The organism is Stenotrophomonas sp. YJH_SMC_138 (assembly GCF_059369855.1).
In genome coordinates this window covers 454,152-471,631 of record NZ_JCAFTB010000003.1, presented here as the reverse complement: position 1 = coordinate 471,631, position 17,480 = coordinate 454,152, and the positions used below count along the sequence as shown (strand labels likewise).

The window sequence follows — 17,480 nt, the reverse complement described above, 5'->3', positions numbered from 1 at the left end:
CGAAATCATCAAGTGGCATTGACGATCCTGTCTGTGCAGCGGTGGCGGATGTCCCTCCGTTGCTGTCCATGGTGCCGCTGACCGCTCCCTGCCCTGAGACCTGCCATGCCGGCCGAGGCCGCTCCTGTACGCCGACTCGCTCGCCGCTCACTGCGCGTCCACGCCCTGCTGATCGGCGTTGTGGTGCTGGCCACGCTGCAGGCCGGACTGCTGCTGTCGGCCGGCTCGCAGCTGTTCAACGAAGAGCGCAGCAAGATCGAGTACCACTTCCGCCGCCTGGACGGCACGCTGCGCGAGCAGGAGCGCTTTCTGCGCCAGTGGCGGCTGCATGATGTCGGCACGCATGGGCAGCCGGTGGCCGATGCCAGCGTGGAGCTGCAACGCGGGCCCTTGTTCGCCAACTTTGCGGTGATCGGAAGCGAGGGGGCCAGTCTTTCGCCACCGACTGAACTGGGCGACCGTTTCCTGCGCTTCTACGGCACGTTCTGGTCGGCCTCGCGCTATCCACCGCCGCAATGCCTGCTGGTCGATGGCCAGGGCACGCGCGGGCTGCTGGCACCGGTACAGATCGCCGGTACCGACGCGAGCCAGAACAGCCCGCATCACCTGCGCCCGGCGATCGCCGACATCCACCGGGTGCTGGGTACGCGACCGGCGGTGCAACGTGGTGGCATCGTCTGGGTGGGCGTGCCATGGCGCGACCGGCAGACCTGGCTGCTGGCCATCGCCCACGCCCCGCAGGATGCGCGCCTGTGGGGTGAGGACGACAAGGACTCGCAGGCCGCACTGGCCTGCCTGCTCGATCCTGGCCGTGTCGATGACTATCGCCAGGTGCTGGGTGTCCCGGTGTTCCAGCGGCTGTCGCTGTTCGATGCCAACGGCCAGCGCCTGCTGGGCGATGCAGCCGATGCCAGCGAGGCTGGCACCTCCTGGCAGGCCGGCCTCGCTGGCCTGCAGTTCCGCATGCGCAGCGAGCGCGGCTGGCTGGCGGTCTACCACGTCGGCTGGCGGCAGGTGTTCCAGCACCCGCAGGGGCCATTGCTGGGCGCGACCGTGGTCGCCCTGCTGCTGGCACTGGGCGGCACGCTGGTGCTGCGCGCGTACCGGCGTTCGGTCATCGAGCCGCTGCGCAGCAACCACGCGCGCCTGCTGGAAAGCGAAGCCTTCAGTCGCACGATCCTGGACAACGCGCCGATCGGGCTGTGCCTGCTGCGTCGTACCGATGGCAATGTGCTGCTGGACAACGCCCTCGCCCGCCGCTGGCTGGGCGAGGACTATCACGCCGGCGGCTGGCATGGCCCGTGGCGGCGCAGCGTACTGGCTGCCGGCGGCACCACGCTGGGCGATGGCCTGGCCTACGCCACGCCCGAAGGCCGCCACCTGCTGGTAACGGCGACACCGGCGCGCTATCGCGGTGAGCCGGCGGTGCTGTGCCTGTTCATTGACCTGAGCAGCCAGCATGAAGCCGAACAGGTGCTGCAGCAGGCGCGCCGCGCCGCCGACCAGGCCAACCGCGCGAAGAGCCAGTTCCTGGCCACGATGAGCCATGAGATCCGCACGCCGCTGTACGGTGTGCTCGGCACGCTTGAACTGCTGGGGCTGACGCCACTGGATGCACGGCAGCAGGACTACCTTGCAACGATCCAGCGTTCATCCTCGACCCTGATGCAGCTGATCAGCGACATCCTGGATGTCAGCAAAGCCGAGGCCGGGCAACTGAGCCTGGAGCCAAGCCCATTCGATCCAGTGCGGCTGACCGAGGACGCGCTCGACTCGTATGCTGCCGCGGCCGCCAACAAGGGGCTGCAGTTCTACGCCTGCATCGATGCCGACGTACCGCCCGGGGTGTGCGGTGATGCCGCGCGGATCCGACAGGTGCTCAACAACCTGATCAGCAACGCACTGAAGTTCACCGACAGCGGGCGCGTGGTGGTCCGTGTTTCGGCACGCTGGCAGGAGCAACGCTGCTGGCTGCAATGGCAGGTGGCCGATACCGGTATCGGCATTGCCAGCGAACACCAGGCGCATCTGTTCGAGCCATTTTTCCAGGCCAACCCGGGCACCGATGCGATGCGCGGCACCGGCCTGGGGCTGGCCATCTGCGCGCATCTTGTGGCGTTGATGGAAGGCCAGCTGCGCGTGGTCAGCGAGAGCGGCCTGGGCAGCAGCTTCAGCGTCGAACTGCCGCTGCCCTCGGCTCCACCGGATCCACAGCAGGCCCCGCCGCCGCAACTACCCGCCGGCCTGCAGGTACAGGTGCGGGGCAGCGTGCGCGAACTGGTGCAATCGCTGTGCGAGCGCCTGCAGCAGCGCGGTGCACAGGCCAGCGTGTACCGGGAGGACAGCGCAGCAGGCCTGCCATCGTCCGCCGTGCTGCTCGAGCTGGTCCTGGACGACCCTCTGCCCGCATGGGCGGGTGGACCGCGCGTGATCGCCTGCCGCGAAGGCGGGGTGCGGCCACGGCAGGTCGATGGCGCCTGGCAGGTCGGCCTGCATCGATTCGACGCGATCGTGCTGGCCCTGGCCGCGGCCAGCGGCCAACCGCTGGCGGCCAGCGCCGAAGGGCGCCTGCCGGCGACGCGCCATTTCGGCCTGCAGGTGCTGGTCGCCGAGGACAACCCGATCAACCAGGCGATCCTGCGCGACCAGCTGGAACAGCTCGGCTGCCGCGCCGTGGTCGCCAGCGATGGCAATGAAGCGCTGGGCTACTGGCAACAAGGGGCGTTCGCGCTGGTGCTGACCGACCTGAACATGCCCGGGCTGGATGGCTACGGCCTGGCCCGTGCCTTGCGGGCACGGGGTGTCAGCGTGCCCATCCACGGCGCCACGGCCAATGCCGACCCGGCCGAACGCCAACGCTGCCAGGAATCGGGCATGCAGGGCGTGCTGGTCAAGCCGATCACGCTGGAAGCCCTGCAGCGCCTGCTGACCCGGATCACCGACGGTGATGCACCGGCCGTCGCGATGCAGGAGCGCCCTGCGTCCACTGCGTCGCACGACAAGGATCCCCCGCTGCAGGTTCCCGCGAAGATGCAGTCGCTGTTCGTACAGACCATGCAGGCCGACCTGGACAGCCTGCGCCAGGCGATCGCCGCTGCCGATCCCGCCAGGGTGGCGCAGGTTCTGCACCGCATCCGCGGCGCGCTGGTGATCGTCGGTGCACCTGCGCTGGTCGACAGCGGCCTGCAGATCGAACAGTGCCTTGCCGGCGGCGATGACCTGGCCACCCAGGCGGCCGCTCTTGCCGGGTTCCAGCGACGCCTCGAGCAGCTGCTGCATCCGTTGCGCGACGCTGCATCCCCCTCCCTTCCCGACGACCCGACCCTGCCATGACCACACGGATCCTCATCGCCGACGACCACCCGATCGTGCTTGCCGGCATCCGCGACGTACTGGCCGGGGAACTGGACCTGGACATCGTGGGCGAAGCGGCCGATCCGGCGACGCTGATCGAGCTGATGACCCGGACCCGGCCACAGGCGGTAATCACCGACTACAGCATGCCGGGAGGCGATCGCTTCGGGGACGGCATCAAGCTGATCTCGTTCCTGCGCCGCAGCTTCCCGGAGACGCGCCTGCTGGTGCTGACGATGGTGTCCAATCCGTCGTTGGTCGCGGCGATGTATGCCGCCGGCGCCGGTGGCGTGGTGCTCAAGAGCCATGGATTGGGCAGCCTGGTACAGGCCCTGCGCGTGGTGCTGGCCGATCGCGTCTACCGCCCCCCGGGACTGCTGCCGGTAGCCGCGAGCGAACCGGCCGATGCGGATGCGGTCCGTGCGCGGCTGTCGCCGCGCGAGCTGGAGGTGATCCGCCTGTTCACCAGTGGCATGAGCGTGGGCGACATCGCACGCCAGCTGCAGCGCAGCGCCAAGACGGTCAGCACGCAGAAGATCAGCGCGATGCGCAAGCTCGGTGTGGACAGCGACCAGGCGCTGATCGAGTACTGCCTGCAGGCCTCGCTGTTCGGCTGAGGCCACTCCCGGCTGAATCCCGCCGGCCCTGCGACGGGGCCTGCAACCGCTTTAGGAAACGCCTGATTCCATCGGACAGTGCCGATTTCTAGGCTGGAGACATCCCGCCAAGGTGCGCCTGCCGGCTGTTGCCGCATCGCCGTGGGGGACGGAAGTCCGATGGCGCCTGCAATTGCCGTGGCGTGGGACTTCCGCAGCGACGCGGCCCTGCCGCGTCAGTCCGCGCAGCCTCGCTGCGCCCTGCCACAGGAAGTCCATCAGCATGAACGCCTCCCCCACACGGCACGGCCGTGCGTACGGGCGCGCGCACGGAAAGCGCGTACCCCTCATTCCCAGCCTGTTGGCCACTGCGCTGTGGGCAGCCCTGCCGGCGCATGCCGCAGACCTCACCGGCCCGCTGCTGGTCAACGACGGTGACACCCTGCAGCTGGGTGCCGACGACGTCCTCACCCACAGTGCGGGCAGCTTCGCACTTGCGGTCACCGGTACCGGCAGCAATGCGCTGATCGACGGCAGCCGCATCCACGTGACCGGCAATGGCAGCGGCGTGTCCGCTGCCAATGGTGGCCAGGTGCAGCTGCGCGACGCAACGCTGTCGATCGCACCGGCGACCGGCACGGGCTTCTATGCGCTGTATGCCAATGGTGCCGGCAGCGTGATCGATGCGCGCGATGTCCACATCGATGCCACGCGCAACGGCAGCGGATTCGGCAGCGTGCAGGCCTACAACGGTGGCGTGATCCACTATGCCGGGGGCAGTCTTTCAATGACCGGGACCGGTGGCACGCTGGCCGGTGCATCCGGCAAGGGCAGCGAGCTGCACCTGGCCGATCTGCGGATGAGCGCCGACGGCGGTGCCCGCCTGCGCGCCGACAGTGCCGGCCTGCTGACGATCCGCAACAGCCGCATCACCCTCGCCCCCGGTGGCATCCTTGCCGGCGTGGCGGCCAACGGCGTGGGCAGCCGCGCCGAGCTGTACGACACCTACCTGCAGGGCGGTTGGTTCGATATCGACAGCGGCGGCAGCCTGCTGCTGGAGAACGTGGAAGCCCATTCGGTGGGCGGCAGCATGCGCCTGCTCGGCAGCCGCATCAGCAAGACCTATTCCAGTGCAGTGATCAACGGCGGCAGCTTCTACACCGTCGGTGGCTATGGCGTGAACATCAACAGCTGGGGACAGTTGACCGCAAGCGATGCCGCGTTCGATGTTCGTGATGGCTACTCCGGATTCTGGCTGGCCAGCGATGAGTCGCGCCTGCAGCTGACCGACAGCAGCATCGACACCTGGACCGACACCTACGGTTATGGCGTTGAGATCGCCGGCGGCGTTGCCACCGTGCAGGGTGGCCGGATCACCACGCACGGTGATGCGACCTACGGCGTGCGCGTGACCGGCTCCACCGGCAGCACCGCCAGCCGCATCGAAGCCAACGGCAGCGTGATCGACGTGCGCGGCAACGGCGGCGGTGGCGTGTTCATCGGCGGCTCCACCGCCACCGCGCTGCTCGATGCCGTTGCGATCCGCAGCGATGGCGAGAACGTGTTCGGCATCGTGCACATGAACACCGCGCGGCTGACCCAGGCCGATCGCCTGGATATCCGCATGACCGGCAGCAACAGCGGCGGCTACCGCTCCTACCTGACCGCGTTCGGCCCGTACTGGAACCGTGCCACCTTCAATGACAGCCACATAGAGACCGCCAGCGGCGCAGCGTTCTGGCTGCAGGGCAGCAACCATGCCTTGAACGTCAATGGCAGCGATGTGACTGCGGGCGACGGCAGCGGCCGCCTGCTGCGGGTCAGCGACACGGTATTCACCGATGGCAGCAGCGTGGCGACCAGTCGCATCGACTTCAGCGCCGACGCCAGCATGCTGCGCGGTGACGTGGTGGTCGACAGCGCAACGGCTGAGGTGCACATGGTGCTGGGCAACGGCACCACGTTCAGCGGCGCCCTGCGCAACGACTCCGGCTACCAGGTCGCACAACTGGCGCTGGATGGCAGCAGCCAGTGGAACGTACGCGCCAGTTCCAGCGTCGGCACGCTCGAACACGCCGGCACCATCGCTTTCGATGCGCCGGCGGCCGGCGATTTCAAGACCGTTACCGTCAGCGGCGACTACGTGGGCAACGGTGGCCAGTGGATCTTCAACCGCGCGCTGGGCGACGACACTTCGCTGGGCGACCAGCTGGTGATCAACGGCAACAGCAGCGGCACCGCCAGCGTGAGTGTGCGCAATGCCGGCGGCGCCGGTGCGCTGACCCAGGAGGGCATCCGCCTGATCACCGTGGCCGGCCAGTCGGATGCACAATTCAGCCTGCAGGGGCGCGCGGTTGCCGGTGCCTACGACTACTTCCTGTTCAAGGGCGGTGTGTCGACCCCGGACGATGGCAACTGGTACCTGCGCTCGGAGTACGTGCCGCCGGTCGATCCGCCGCAGCCGCCGGATCCCCCGATCGACCCGCCGCAGCCGCCGGATCCGCCGGTCGACCCGCCGCAGCCGCCGGAACCGCCGGTCGACCCACCGTCACCGCCGGAGCCGCCGATCGATCCGCCGTTGCCGCCGGAGCCGCCGATCGATCCACCATTGCCGCCGGAGCCGCCGATCGATCCGCCGCGCCCGCAGGTGGAACGCCCGGAACCGGCGGCCTACCTGGCCAACCGCAGCGCCGCGCTGGGCATGTTCCGGCACAGCCTGCACGACCGCGCCGGTGATCCCGCCGCCCAGGCCGGCACCCGCGGTGATGCCGTGGCCTGGATACACCTTCGCAGCGCGCAGCCCGACAGCCACGACCGCAACCGCCAGGTCCAGGTCGATGGGCAGATCAGCAGCGTGCTGGTCGGCGTCGGCCGCCGCTTCGAAGTGGGTGGCACGGGCGAGCTGCAGGCGGGTGCGATGCTCGGCCACGGCCGCGCGCGCAATGACAGCCGCTCGCAGGTGACCGGCTACACCGCGCGTGGCGTGGTCACCGGCACCAGCGTGGGCGCCTATGCCACCTGGCTTCAGGATGCGCGCATGGAAGGCGGCGCCTATGTGGATGGTTGGCTGCAATACGGCCGCTTCCGCAACAGCGTGCAGGGCGAAGGCCTGCAGAAGGAGCGCGATGACGCCCGCAACTGGAGTGCGTCGGCCGAGGCCGGCTATGTGCTGCCCCTGCGGCGCACCGCGCAGCGCGGCATTTACCTGGAACCGCAGGTGCAGGTGGTGCACAGCCGCTATGACAGCGACCGCGTGGTCGAGGCCAACGGCACGGTAGTCGACGACCGCGGTGGTGGCGAGACCAGCACCCGCCTCGGCCTGCGCCTGTACCGCCGTGGGTTGAGCCCGGCGCAGGGCCAGGTGCACCCGTACGTGGCGGTGAACTGGTGGTCCGGCGGCAATGGTGCGGGCCTGACAATGGACGGCGAGCGCCTGCAGCGGCAGTTGCCGCGTGACATCTACGAAGCCAAGGCCGGCGTGCAGGTGGATCTGTCCGGCGGCTGGCGCGGCTGGGGTGAACTGAGCCGGCAGAGCGGTGGCATGGGCTTCCACGACGTCGGTGCCCAGCTGGGCGTGTCGTACACCTGGTGACGCGGGACGTGCCCGGCAAGGGAATGCCGGGCACTTTTTCCACATGCGGCGTGGAAAGCGATGGGGGTTTGGTGTGGACAAGTGGGTTCGAGCGTTGCAGGGCAGGCGCTTCCGGGCGTGGTGAGTTTTTGTCCACGTCTGCAGTTCTTTTCCACAACGCGCGTGGAAAGCGATGGGAACTAGGTGTGGACAAGTAGTTGTGAGCATTGCACCGCAGGCGTTTCGAAGCGTGGTGAAAATTTGTCCACACCGCACCGCCAAGCCTCGTAGAGCCGAGCCCATGCTCGGCTGATGGCAACCTGAGCCGAGCGCAGGCTCGGCTCTACAGAGGCGCGCGGGGTTTTCCACACCACGCGTGGAAAGCGATGGGAGTTTGCTGTGGACAAGTACCGGCGAACGTCACACCGCAAGCGTTTCGCAGCCTGGTGTTTTTTTGTCCATCACCGGAAACGCGAACGCCCCGCACAGGGCGGGGCGTCCGGGGTCGATCCGATGCCGCAGGATCAGACGTTGAAGCGGAAGTGCAGGATGTCGCCTTCCTGCACGCGGTACTCCTTGCCTTCCAGGCGCAGGCGACCCGCTTCCTTGGCGCCGGCTTCGCCCTTGTACTTGATGAAGTCGTCATACGCGATGGTTTCGGCGCGGATGAAGCCCTTCTCGAAGTCGGTGTGGATGACGGCGGCAGCCTGCGGAGCGGTGGCGCCCTTGCGCACGGTCCACGCACGGACTTCCTTCACGCCGGCGGTGAAGTAGGTCTGCAAGCCGAGCAGGCTGTAGGCCGCGTTGATCACGCGGTTCAGGCCCGGCTCGCTCAGGCCCAGGTCCGCCAGGAAGGTATCGCGGTCTTCGTCGTCGAGCTGGGACAGCTCTTCTTCGATCGCGGCCGACACCGGCACCACCTGCGCACCTTCGGCGGCAGCATGCGCACGCACGGCTTCCAGGTGCGGGTTGTTGTCGAAACCGTCTTCCAGCACGTTGGCGATGTACATCACCGGCTTCAGGGTCAGCAGGAACAGGTCGCGCACCAGCGCCTTCTCTTCCTCGTCCAGCCCGGCCGAGCGCCCAGCCTTGCCCTCCGACAGTGCAGCCTGCAACTTGGCCAGCACCGGCTTGCGCGCCGCCGCATCCTTGTCGCCGCCCTTGGCCGCACGCTCGGCACGGTTCAGCGCCTTCTCGACACTGTCCAGGTCGGCCAGCGCCAGTTCGGTGTCGATGGTTTCGATGTCCGAGATCGGGTCGACCTTGCCGGCCACGTGCACGATGTCACCGTGCTCGAAGCAGCGCACCACGTGGGTGATCGCATCGACTTCGCGGATGTGCGCCAGGAACTTGTTGCCCAGGCCCTCACCGCTGGCAGCACCGGCGACCAGGCCGGCGATGTCGACGAACTCGACCGCAGTCGGGATGACCTTCTGCGGGTTGATGATGCCCGCCAGCTCGTTCAGGCGCGGATCCGGCACCGGCACGATGCCGACGTTCGGTTCGATGGTGCAGAACGGGAAGTTCGCCGCGGCGATGCCCGCCTTGGTCAGCGCATTGAACAGGGTCGACTTGCCGACGTTGGGCAGGCCGACGATGCCGCATTTGATACCCATGGGTGACAGCTCTCTGGGGTGAAAGTGATTGGGGAAACAGCGGCCTGGGCGCTGCTTTTCCAATCATTCTCCATATCGACCAGCGGTCGATACCTACCGCTCTGGTTGGCTCCGTATCGACCAGCGGTCGATACCTACCGGTCTGGTTGGTTCCGTACCGACCAACGGTCGATACCTACCGGTTATTTCGGGGTGTGCAGGCGCTTCATCGCTTCGTTGAAATCGCCCTGCACCGCCAGCGGCAGCACGTCGATCGCATCGTCGATGGCGCGTGCGATCAGCACGTCATCCTCCTTGGACGGGCGCCCCAGCACCCAACCCACCACGCGGTCCTTGTTGCCGGGATGGCCGATGCCCACGCGCAGGCGGTGGAATTTGCCATGACCCAGCAGGCGGATGGTATCGCGCAGGCCGTTCTGGCCGCCGTGGCCACCGTCGAACTTCAGTCGCGTCGCACCGGGCGGCAGGTCCAGCTCGTCGTGGGCCAGCAGGGTTTCTTCCGGCTCGATCTTCCAGAACCGCTGCGCGGCGGTGACCGACTTGCCGCTGAGATTCATGAAGGTGGCGGGCTTGAGCAGCCACACCGTCTGCCCGGCGATCTCGACCTTGGCGGTCTCGCCGAACAACTTGCTGTCCACATCCCATCGCGCACCGGCTTTTTCCGCCAGGGCCTCAACGAAATGAAACCCGGCATTGTGCCGGGTCCGGGCGTGTTCCGATCCGGGATTGCCCAGACCGACGATCAGTCGCAGTCCTGCCATGGTTCCTTCCAGTACGGTGCCTGCCCGGAGGCAGGCACCGTAACGGTATTACTCGGCGGCAGCCGCTTCTTCGTCAGCCTCGTCGGCCTTGCCGGCCTTGGCGGTGACGATGGCGTCGTCGTGGTCCTTGCCCAGCGCCAGCGCCGGGATTTCCACGCCCTTCGGCAGCTTGATGTTGGACAGGTACACGACGTCACCGGCCTTCAGCTCGCCCAGGTCGACTTCGATCGACTCCGGCAGGTCCTTCGGCAGGCAGGTGATGGTCACTTCCTTCAGTTCGTGGGTGACCACGACGTCGGCAGCCTTGCCGGCCGGCGAGGTGTCTTCGTTGACGAAGTGCAGCGGGACCGAAGCGGTCAGGGCTTCGTTCTCGTTCACGCGCTGGAAGTCCAGGTGCATGATCAGCTGCTTGTACGGGTGGCGCTGCATGTCACGCAGCAGGACCTTCTGCACCTGGCCATCCAGGTTCAGGTCCAGGATCGAGGCATAGAACCACTCGTTCTGCTGGGCCAGCCAGATTTCGTTGTGGTCCAGGCTGATGGCGACCGGCTCGGCGTTGCCGCCGTACACGATGGCCGGGATCACACCAGCGTGACGCAGGCGGCGGCTCGCACCCTTACGCTGCAGTTCACGCTTGGTGACCTTGATTTCATGGGTCTTCGACATTTTCGACTACTCAGGTTGTTGCCGCGCCCTGCGGCGTGGCGGTTGAAGATGCTTCCGCGACCAGAAGCATCCGGGTATGTCCCCGCCGTTGCCGGCAGGGACGAAAACTCAGTCGACGTACAGCGAGCTGACCGACTCGCCGAAGGCGATGCGGCGCATCGTTTCGGCCAGCATTTCCGCCACGCTCAGCTGGCGGATCTTGCTGCACACCCGCGCTGCGTCCTTCAGCGGGATGGTGTCGGTCACCACCAGCTCGTCGAGCTGGGAATTGGTGATGTTGTCCACCGCCGGGCCCGACAGCACCGCGTGGGTGCAGTAGGCGGCGACCTTGAGCGCACCGCGCGCCTTCAGGGCAGCGGCAGCGGCGCACAGGGTGCCGGCGGTATCGACGATGTCATCGACCATCACGCAGGTCTTGCCTTCGACGTCACCGATGATGTTCATCACGGTGGAGACGTTGGCGCGCGGGCGGCGCTTGTCGATGATCGCCAGGTCGGCGTCATCCAGGCGCTTGGCCACCGCACGGGCGCGGACCACGCCGCCCACGTCCGGCGAGACAACAATCAGGTTCTCGGTGCCGTAGGCGCGCCAGATGTCGGCCAGCAGCAGCGGGGACGCATACACGTTGTCCACCGGAATATCGAAGAAGCCCTGGATCTGGTCGGCGTGCAGGTCGACGGTCAGCACGCGATCAGCGCCAGCGGTGCTGAACATCTTGGCCGCCAGCTTGGCGGTGATCGGCACGCGCGAGGAACGCATGCGGCGGTCCTGGCGCGAGTAGCCGAAGTACGGCACCACGGCGGTCACGCTGGCCACCGATGCGCGCTTGAGCGCGTCGATCAGCACCAGCAGTTCCATCAGGTTTTCCGCGCTCGGCGCGCAGGTCGGCTGGATCACGAACACGTCCTGCTTGCGGACGTTCTCTTCGATTTCCACCTGCACTTCACCATCGGAGAAGTGCGACACCAGCGCCTTGCCCGGGCGGACCCCCAGTTCCTTGCAGATGTTCTGCGCCAGACGTTTGTTGGCGTTGCCGGAAAAGACCAGCAGGTTCGGGGACTCTTGCATCATGATTGTCTCGGGCGGGGACGAGTGGCGGGGATCCGGAGTCGGCAAGGACCCCGATGGACCCTTGCTGCTGACAACACCGCGGTTGTTTCCACGTCCCGCGCGGGCGATGCGCTGGAAGGCGCGGACACAGCCGCTATTGGCAGGGGCGGTAGGATTCGAACCTACGAATGCCAGGATCAAAACCTGGTGCCTTGGGCCTCTTGGCGACGCCCCTGCATTGATAAATCAGTGTTGCTCGAGTGCATCCAGCAGTGGCGAACGCGCAACGCCCGCTGCCACCCTTGCCCGCAACTCCTTCGGCAACTTCGACCGCCCCTGCTCTGCAGCAGCCTGCGATGCGAACTCGACGAAACAACCACTTCCCGAACCGGTCAGCCGCGCCGCGCCGATGTCGCTCAACGCGGCAAGCGCTGCCTCGACGGCAGGCTCACGGCGGCGCAGCACCGGTTCGAACGCGTTCCCGACCAGGGTCCCGGAAGCGAAGTCCTCTATTTTCGCCACTGGGCTGTCGCGCGTCAAATCCGGGTCTGCGAACAGGACCGGCGTAGGAACATGAACACCCGGTTCAACCACCACATACCAGGCCGGCGCCAGCGTGATCGGCTGCAGGCGCTCGCCCACCCCTTCGGCCCAGGCATTGTGGCCACGCACGAACACCGGCACGTCGGCGCCCAGGCGCAGGGCCAGCGCGGCCAGGGCATCCTCGTCCAGGCCGGCGCGCCAGAGCCGATTCAGCACCACCAGCACGGTGGCCGCATCGGACGAACCGCCGCCGAAGCCACCACCGGCAGGAACGTGCTTTTCGACGATGATGTCAGCACCTTGCGCGCCCTTCGCCTCATCCTGGAGCAGGCGCGCGGCCCGCACCGCCAGGTCATCGGCCTCGGCCACGCCGGCCAGGCCCTCGCCCTGCCGACGCACCTGACCGTCTTCACGCAGGCGCAGGCCGATGCGGTCTCCCCAGTCCAGCAGGCGGAATACGGTCTGCAGCTCGTGGTAGCCGTCGGCCCGGCGGCCAGTGATGTGCAGGAACAGGTTCAGCTTGGCCGGGGCCGGCCACCAGGACCAGCCCGCGTCGTCGCACCCGGCGCTCATGGCGTGCCCTGCCCCCACTGGTCCACCAGCAGGCGCACCTTGGCGTCGCCATTGCTGGCCTCGATCCGGCGCGGCAGCGCCGGTCGTCCGGCGTCGGCCGGGTACCAGTCCAGGTACTGCACCTGCCAGCCCATCTGCTGCATGCGGCGCGGCCGGCCTTCACCGTCGCGCTCGACCTTCTCCGGACCGGCAGCATCCCCGGCCACCAGGCCGCGGATCCACTCCGGCAGCTGATTGACCGGGATGTCCCAGCCAGTCGCTTCCAGCAGCAGCTGCTGGGCGTCCTCGCCATCGCGCGGACCGCCGGACAGCCCTTCCAGGCGACCGGCTTCGGAATGGGTGTCGCCGGTCAGCTTCCAGCTCTGCCGGGTCACCGGCGCGCTCAGTTCGACCACGTAGCGGCGGCCGTCCTGCTTCCAGTCGATGCGACCGCTGCCGCCGTCCTTGCCCTTGCTGACCGCCACCCGCCCCTGGAAGGCCCAGTCCGGCTGTGCCTGCAGCGCGGCCACGCGCGCTGCCTCGGCCTGCGCCGCTTCAGCCGAAACAATCTCGACCACCGCTGGCGCCGGGGTCTTCTGCGTGCCGACACTGGTACAGGCGCTCACCGCCAGGGTCACGGTCGCCAACAGCAGCGGCCGGATCAGGGAACCACTCATGGATTGAATTTCTCACGGGCGCGCAGCAGCGCGCGGTTTTCAGGGTCGAGCTTGGCCGCTTCGTCGAAGAAGTGGCGGGCCTCGTCATGCTTGCCCAGCACCCACAGCACTTCGCCGACGTGGGAAGCGATCTCCGGGTCCTTGGCCAGGGTCCAGGCCCGGCGCAGCTGTACCAGTGCCTCTTCCTTGCGGCCCAGGCGATACAGCACCCAGCCATAGCTGTCGACGATGGCGGCGTTGTCCGGCTCGGCCACGCGGGCGCGGTCGATCAGCTCCAGCGCTTCCTGCAGGCGGCCGGTGCGATCGGCCAGGGTGTAGCCCAGCGCGTTCAGCGCCGGCACGTTTTCCGGGTCGGTCACCAGGATCTTGCGCAGGTCGGCCTCGGCGCGCGGGATGTCGTCGCGGCGCTCCCAGGTGAGCGCACGTGCGTACAGCAGGCCGTTGTCGTCCGGGTAGGCGGCCAGGCCGCGGGCCAGCGCATCCAGTTCACCGGCGCTGTCGTCACCACGCTGGCGCAGTTCAGCTTCCAGCAGGTAGGCGTCACGGCGCACATCGTCGTCGACCACCGCGTCGGACTGGATCGCGTGCACTTCCTCCAGCGCCAGCGGCAGGCGCCCGGCCAAGGCCTGGGCATTGGCCGCGCGCAGGCGCGCTTCGCTCAGCTCATCGCCACCGGGCACGCTGTGGTACCACTGCACCGCCTCGGGGTAACGCTTCAGGTATTCGGCGATCTTGCCCAGCAACAGGCGCTGCGCCGGATCCGGCTTGGCCGCCTGCCGCGACAGCTCGTTGTAGAGGTTGGACAGCGCCGCCTTGTCGCCCTGCTTGGCCAGCAGCGAGGCGCGCATGCCCCAGGTCTGTACGTCCTGCGGGCCGAACGCCAACACGCGCTCGGCCGCAGCCGGCTGGCCCAGGCTGTCGTAGGCGATGGCCACCGCATTGCGCAGCTCGGGGTCCTGGCGGGTCTTCGGCTCGACGTCGTGCAGCAGCGACAATGCCTTGTCGGTCTCGCCCGCCTGCTGCAGCTGGCTGGCACGCAGCAACGCTACGCGCGGTTCTTCCGGGAAGCGCTTGACCACTTCATCGATCATGCGCCGCGCCAGCTCGGGCTTGTCCATGCGCAGGGCCAGGCGACCGAACTCCTGCCAGGCCTCGATCTTCGGCGGAATCGCATTGGCATCGACCAGCTCGCCGAGCACCTGCGCCGGCACCGCCGGGTCGCGGCCACCGCCGATCAGCGCGGCCAGGGCGAACTTCCAGCCGCGCTCGTCGGGGTCGGCCAGCAGCGCCTGCAGCTCGGTGCGGGCAGCCTTCACATCGCCCTGGCGCATGGCCAGCGCACCGGCGGCGCTGCGCATGGTCAACGAGCGCGGGGCGCGCTGCTGCCACAGGGCCAGGCCCTTGGCGGCGCTGGCATCATCGTTGGCCAGCATGGAGATACGGGTCGCGCGCTCGGCCAGGCCGGCGTCGCCGTCGGTCTGCTGCGCGGCCTGCAGGTACCAGCGCGCGGCCTCGGCCAGCTTGCCGGCCTGCAGGGCGAACTCACCGGCCATCACCGGTTCCAGCGCCAGTTCCTCAGTGGCCGCGGCCCGCACGGGGGCCTTGGCCGGCACCGCCGCCAGGGCCTGGGCGCAGGCCAGGGACAGCAGCAGAACACTGGGGATGCGAATCAATGCGGGCATCGTCGGCATCGGGGCCTTAAAATGTCGTCCAATGGCCAGCAGCTTATCGCAAGCAACTGAACAATGACCCTGTGGGTGCTCGGACTGAATCACCAGACCGCACCGGTGGAGCTGCGCGAGCGCGCGGCCTTCGCCGGTGAGGCGTTGCCGCGTGCGCTGGGCTCGCTGCGCGATACCCCGCAGATCGCCGAGGCAGTGCTGCTGTCCACCTGCAACCGCACCGAACTGTATGCCGTGGCCGAGTCGGCACAGGCGCTGGACCAGTGGCTGCACAGCCAGGCAGGCGACCTGCAGGGCTACCTGTACCAGCATGCCGATGCCGAGGCCGTGCGCCACCTGTTCCGGGTCGCCACCGGGCTGGACTCGATGGTGCTGGGCGAACCGCAGATCCTCGGCCAGGTAAAGGATGCCTGGTCGACCGCGCGTGACCACGGCCTGCTCGGCCAGCGCCTGGACCGCCTGTTCCAGCAGACCTTCTCGGTAGCCAAGCGTGCGCGCACCGATACCCAGGTCGGCGCCAACCCGGTGTCGGTGGCCTCGGCGGCGGTGCGCCTGGCGCAGAACGCCTTCGCGCGCCTGGATGACTCCACCGTGCTGCTGGTCGGTGCCGGCGAGACCATCGAGCTGGCTGCACGCCACCTGAGTGAGGGCAAGGTGCGGCGGCTGCTGATCGCCAACCGCACCCTTGCCCACGCGCAGGAACTGGCCAGCCGCCATGGCGGCGTGGCCCTGCCGCTGACCGAACTGGACCGCCATCTCGGCGAGGCCGACATCGTGTTCTCGGCCACCGCCGCGCGCGAACCTGTGATCCATCGCGAGATGGTGGCCAAGGCACTGCGCGCGCGCCGGCACAAGCCGATGCTGCTGTTCGACCTGGCCGTGCCGCGCGACATCGAAGCCGAGGTCGGCACGCTCAACGACGCCTTCCTCTACACCGTCGATGACCTGGAACGCGCGGTGGAAGACAACCGTCGTGGCCGCCGCGAGGCCGCCGCCGAGGCCGAGGCGATCATCGACCTGCAGGTGTCGCGTTTCATCGAGACCCAGCAGGCCAGCGCCCACCAGGCACCGCTGCGGCAGCTGCGTGCGTTCGGCGAAGCGACCCGCGCCGAACTGCTGGAGCGCGCACGGCAGCAGCTGGCCAACGGCAAGCCCGCCGACGAAGTGCTGGAACTGCTGGCCCATGGCCTGACCAACCGCCTGCTGCATCCGCCGACCGCCGCTCTGCGCGCGGCCGCGCTCAGTGGCGATGCCGACCTGACCCGCGCCGCCGAGCGCCTGTTCCCGGCCACGCCGGGTTACCGCCACCCACCCGTGAGACCCGATGACGCCGACCCTGCGCCGTAAGCTGGAAGCGCTGGCCGAGCGCCGCGAAGAACTGGAACGCCTGCTCGCCGAACCCGATGTGGTCGCCGACAACACCCGTTTCCGCGACCTTTCGCGCGAATTCGCCCAACTTGAACCGGTCGCTGCCGCGCTCGCCGAGGAAGCCCGTGCCAAGGCCGACCTGGCCGCCGCCGAAGGCATGCGCGCCGACCCCGACCTGCGTGAACTGGCCGACGAGGAAATCGCCGCGGCGCAGGCGCGCCTGCAGGAACTGGAACAAGAACTGGCCCTGCTGCTGGTACCACGCGATCCGCGCGACGAAGGCAACCTGTTCCTGGAAGTACGCGCCGGCACCGGCGGCGATGAAGCCGCGATCTTCGCCGGCGATCTGTTCCGCATGTACGCCCGCTATGCCGAGCGCCAGGGCTGGAAGGTCGAGATCGAATCGGACAACCCCGGTGAGCATGGCGGCTACAAGGAAGTGGTGGCGCGCGTGGTCGGCCGTGGTGCGTTCTCGCGCCTGAAGTTCGAATCGGGCACGCATCGCGTGCAGCGCGTGCCGGCCACCGAATCGCAGGGCCGCATCCACACCTCGGCGGCCACCGTGGCGATCATTCCCGAGGCCGACGAGGTCGATGACATCGTCATCAACCCGGCCGACCTGAAGGTGGATACGTTCCGCTCGTCCGGTGCCGGCGGCCAGCACGTCAACAAGACCGAATCGGCCATCCGCATCACCCACGTGCCGACCGGCGTGGTGGTGGAGTGCCAGACCGAGCGCAGCCAGCACGCCAACCGCGACAAGGCGATGAAGCGCCTGAAGGCGCAGCTGCTCGATGCCGAGCGCCAGCGCCAGGACGCCGCGCAGGCCGAATCGCGGCGCCTGCAGGTCGGCAGCGGCGACCGCAGCCAGCGCATCCGCACCTACAACTTCCCGCAGGGCCGGATCACCGACCACCGCGTGGAAGGCCTGACCCTGTACGACCTGCCCAACATCCTCGCCGGCGACCTCGACCCGCTGCTGCAGCGGCTCAGCCACGAACACCAGGTCGATGCCCTGGCCCAGCTGTCGGCGGGCTGAGCACG

12 protein-coding genes and 1 tRNA gene are annotated in these 17,480 nt (G+C 68.2%); 5 read left to right on the top strand and 8 right to left on the bottom strand.

The window, feature by feature from the left end; translation table 11 throughout:
- Window positions 1–105: 105 nt before the first annotated feature.
- From AC5P7I_RS10240 to AC5P7I_RS10230, 3 genes are all read left to right on the top strand, one after another.
- Window positions 106–3,333, top strand: a complete 3,228-nt coding sequence (locus tag AC5P7I_RS10240; protein ID WP_032956923.1) for a hybrid sensor histidine kinase/response regulator — start codon at window positions 106–108, stop codon at window positions 3,331–3,333.
- The gene (locus tag AC5P7I_RS10235; protein ID WP_014036089.1) at window positions 3,330–3,971 is read left to right on the top strand and encodes a response regulator; all 642 of its coding nucleotides are present in this window, start codon (window positions 3,330–3,332) and stop codon (window positions 3,969–3,971) included. The genes AC5P7I_RS10240 and AC5P7I_RS10235 overlap by 4 nt, the downstream gene beginning before the upstream one ends.
- A gap of 262 nt (window positions 3,972–4,233) precedes the next feature.
- Window positions 4,234–7,542 (top strand): autotransporter family protein, encoded by a 3,309-nt coding sequence (locus tag AC5P7I_RS10230; protein ID WP_262087869.1) that lies wholly within the window; start codon window positions 4,234–4,236, stop codon window positions 7,540–7,542.
- Between the two features lie 503 nt (window positions 7,543–8,045).
- Here the strand turns inward: AC5P7I_RS10230 and ychF are convergent.
- From ychF to AC5P7I_RS10190, 8 genes are all read right to left on the bottom strand, one after another.
- Window positions 8,046–9,137, bottom strand: a complete 1,092-nt coding sequence (gene ychF / locus AC5P7I_RS10225) for a redox-regulated ATPase YchF (RefSeq protein WP_014646036.1) — start codon at window positions 9,135–9,137, stop codon at window positions 8,046–8,048.
- Between the two features lie 182 nt (window positions 9,138–9,319).
- On the bottom strand, window positions 9,320–9,898 hold the full coding sequence (gene pth, locus AC5P7I_RS10220; protein WP_262087870.1) for an aminoacyl-tRNA hydrolase: 579 nt from the start codon (window positions 9,896–9,898) through the stop codon (window positions 9,320–9,322).
- 48 nt (window positions 9,899–9,946) lie between these two features.
- Window positions 9,947–10,564, bottom strand: a complete 618-nt coding sequence (locus AC5P7I_RS10215) for a 50S ribosomal protein L25/general stress protein Ctc (protein WP_010481743.1) — start codon at window positions 10,562–10,564, stop codon at window positions 9,947–9,949.
- 108 nt (window positions 10,565–10,672) lie between these two features.
- Window positions 10,673–11,632: a ribose-phosphate diphosphokinase gene (locus tag AC5P7I_RS10210; RefSeq protein ID WP_005415400.1), complete on the bottom strand. Its 960-nt coding sequence runs from the start codon at window positions 11,630–11,632 to the stop codon at window positions 10,673–10,675.
- Between the two features lie 140 nt (window positions 11,633–11,772).
- Window positions 11,773–11,849: transfer RNA gene (locus tag AC5P7I_RS10205), tRNA-Gln, on the bottom strand.
- 11 nt (window positions 11,850–11,860) lie between these two features.
- Window positions 11,861–12,730 (bottom strand): 4-(cytidine 5'-diphospho)-2-C-methyl-D-erythritol kinase, encoded by an 870-nt coding sequence (gene ispE / locus AC5P7I_RS10200; RefSeq protein WP_164232697.1) that lies wholly within the window; start codon window positions 12,728–12,730, stop codon window positions 11,861–11,863.
- The gene (gene lolB / locus AC5P7I_RS10195; protein ID WP_014646033.1) at window positions 12,727–13,386 is read right to left on the bottom strand and encodes a lipoprotein insertase outer membrane protein LolB; all 660 of its coding nucleotides are present in this window, start codon (window positions 13,384–13,386) and stop codon (window positions 12,727–12,729) included. Before lolB ends, ispE begins: the two co-directional genes overlap by 4 nt.
- Window positions 13,383–15,068, bottom strand: coding sequence for a tetratricopeptide repeat protein (locus AC5P7I_RS10190; protein WP_173390336.1), 1,686 nt, complete (start codon window positions 15,066–15,068; stop codon window positions 13,383–13,385). Before AC5P7I_RS10190 ends, lolB begins: the two co-directional genes overlap by 4 nt.
- A gap of 63 nt (window positions 15,069–15,131) precedes the next feature.
- On the opposite strand from AC5P7I_RS10190, the gene hemA reads away from it, so the two are divergent.
- Both hemA and prfA read left to right on the top strand, forming a co-directional pair.
- Window positions 15,132–16,415, top strand: a complete 1,284-nt coding sequence (gene hemA / locus AC5P7I_RS10185) for a glutamyl-tRNA reductase (RefSeq protein WP_014646031.1) — start codon at window positions 15,132–15,134, stop codon at window positions 16,413–16,415.
- Window positions 16,393–17,475: a peptide chain release factor 1 gene (gene prfA / locus AC5P7I_RS10180; RefSeq protein WP_014646030.1), complete on the top strand. Its 1,083-nt coding sequence runs from the start codon at window positions 16,393–16,395 to the stop codon at window positions 17,473–17,475. Before hemA ends, prfA begins: the two co-directional genes overlap by 23 nt.
- The last annotated feature ends 5 nt before the right edge of the window (window positions 17,476–17,480 follow it).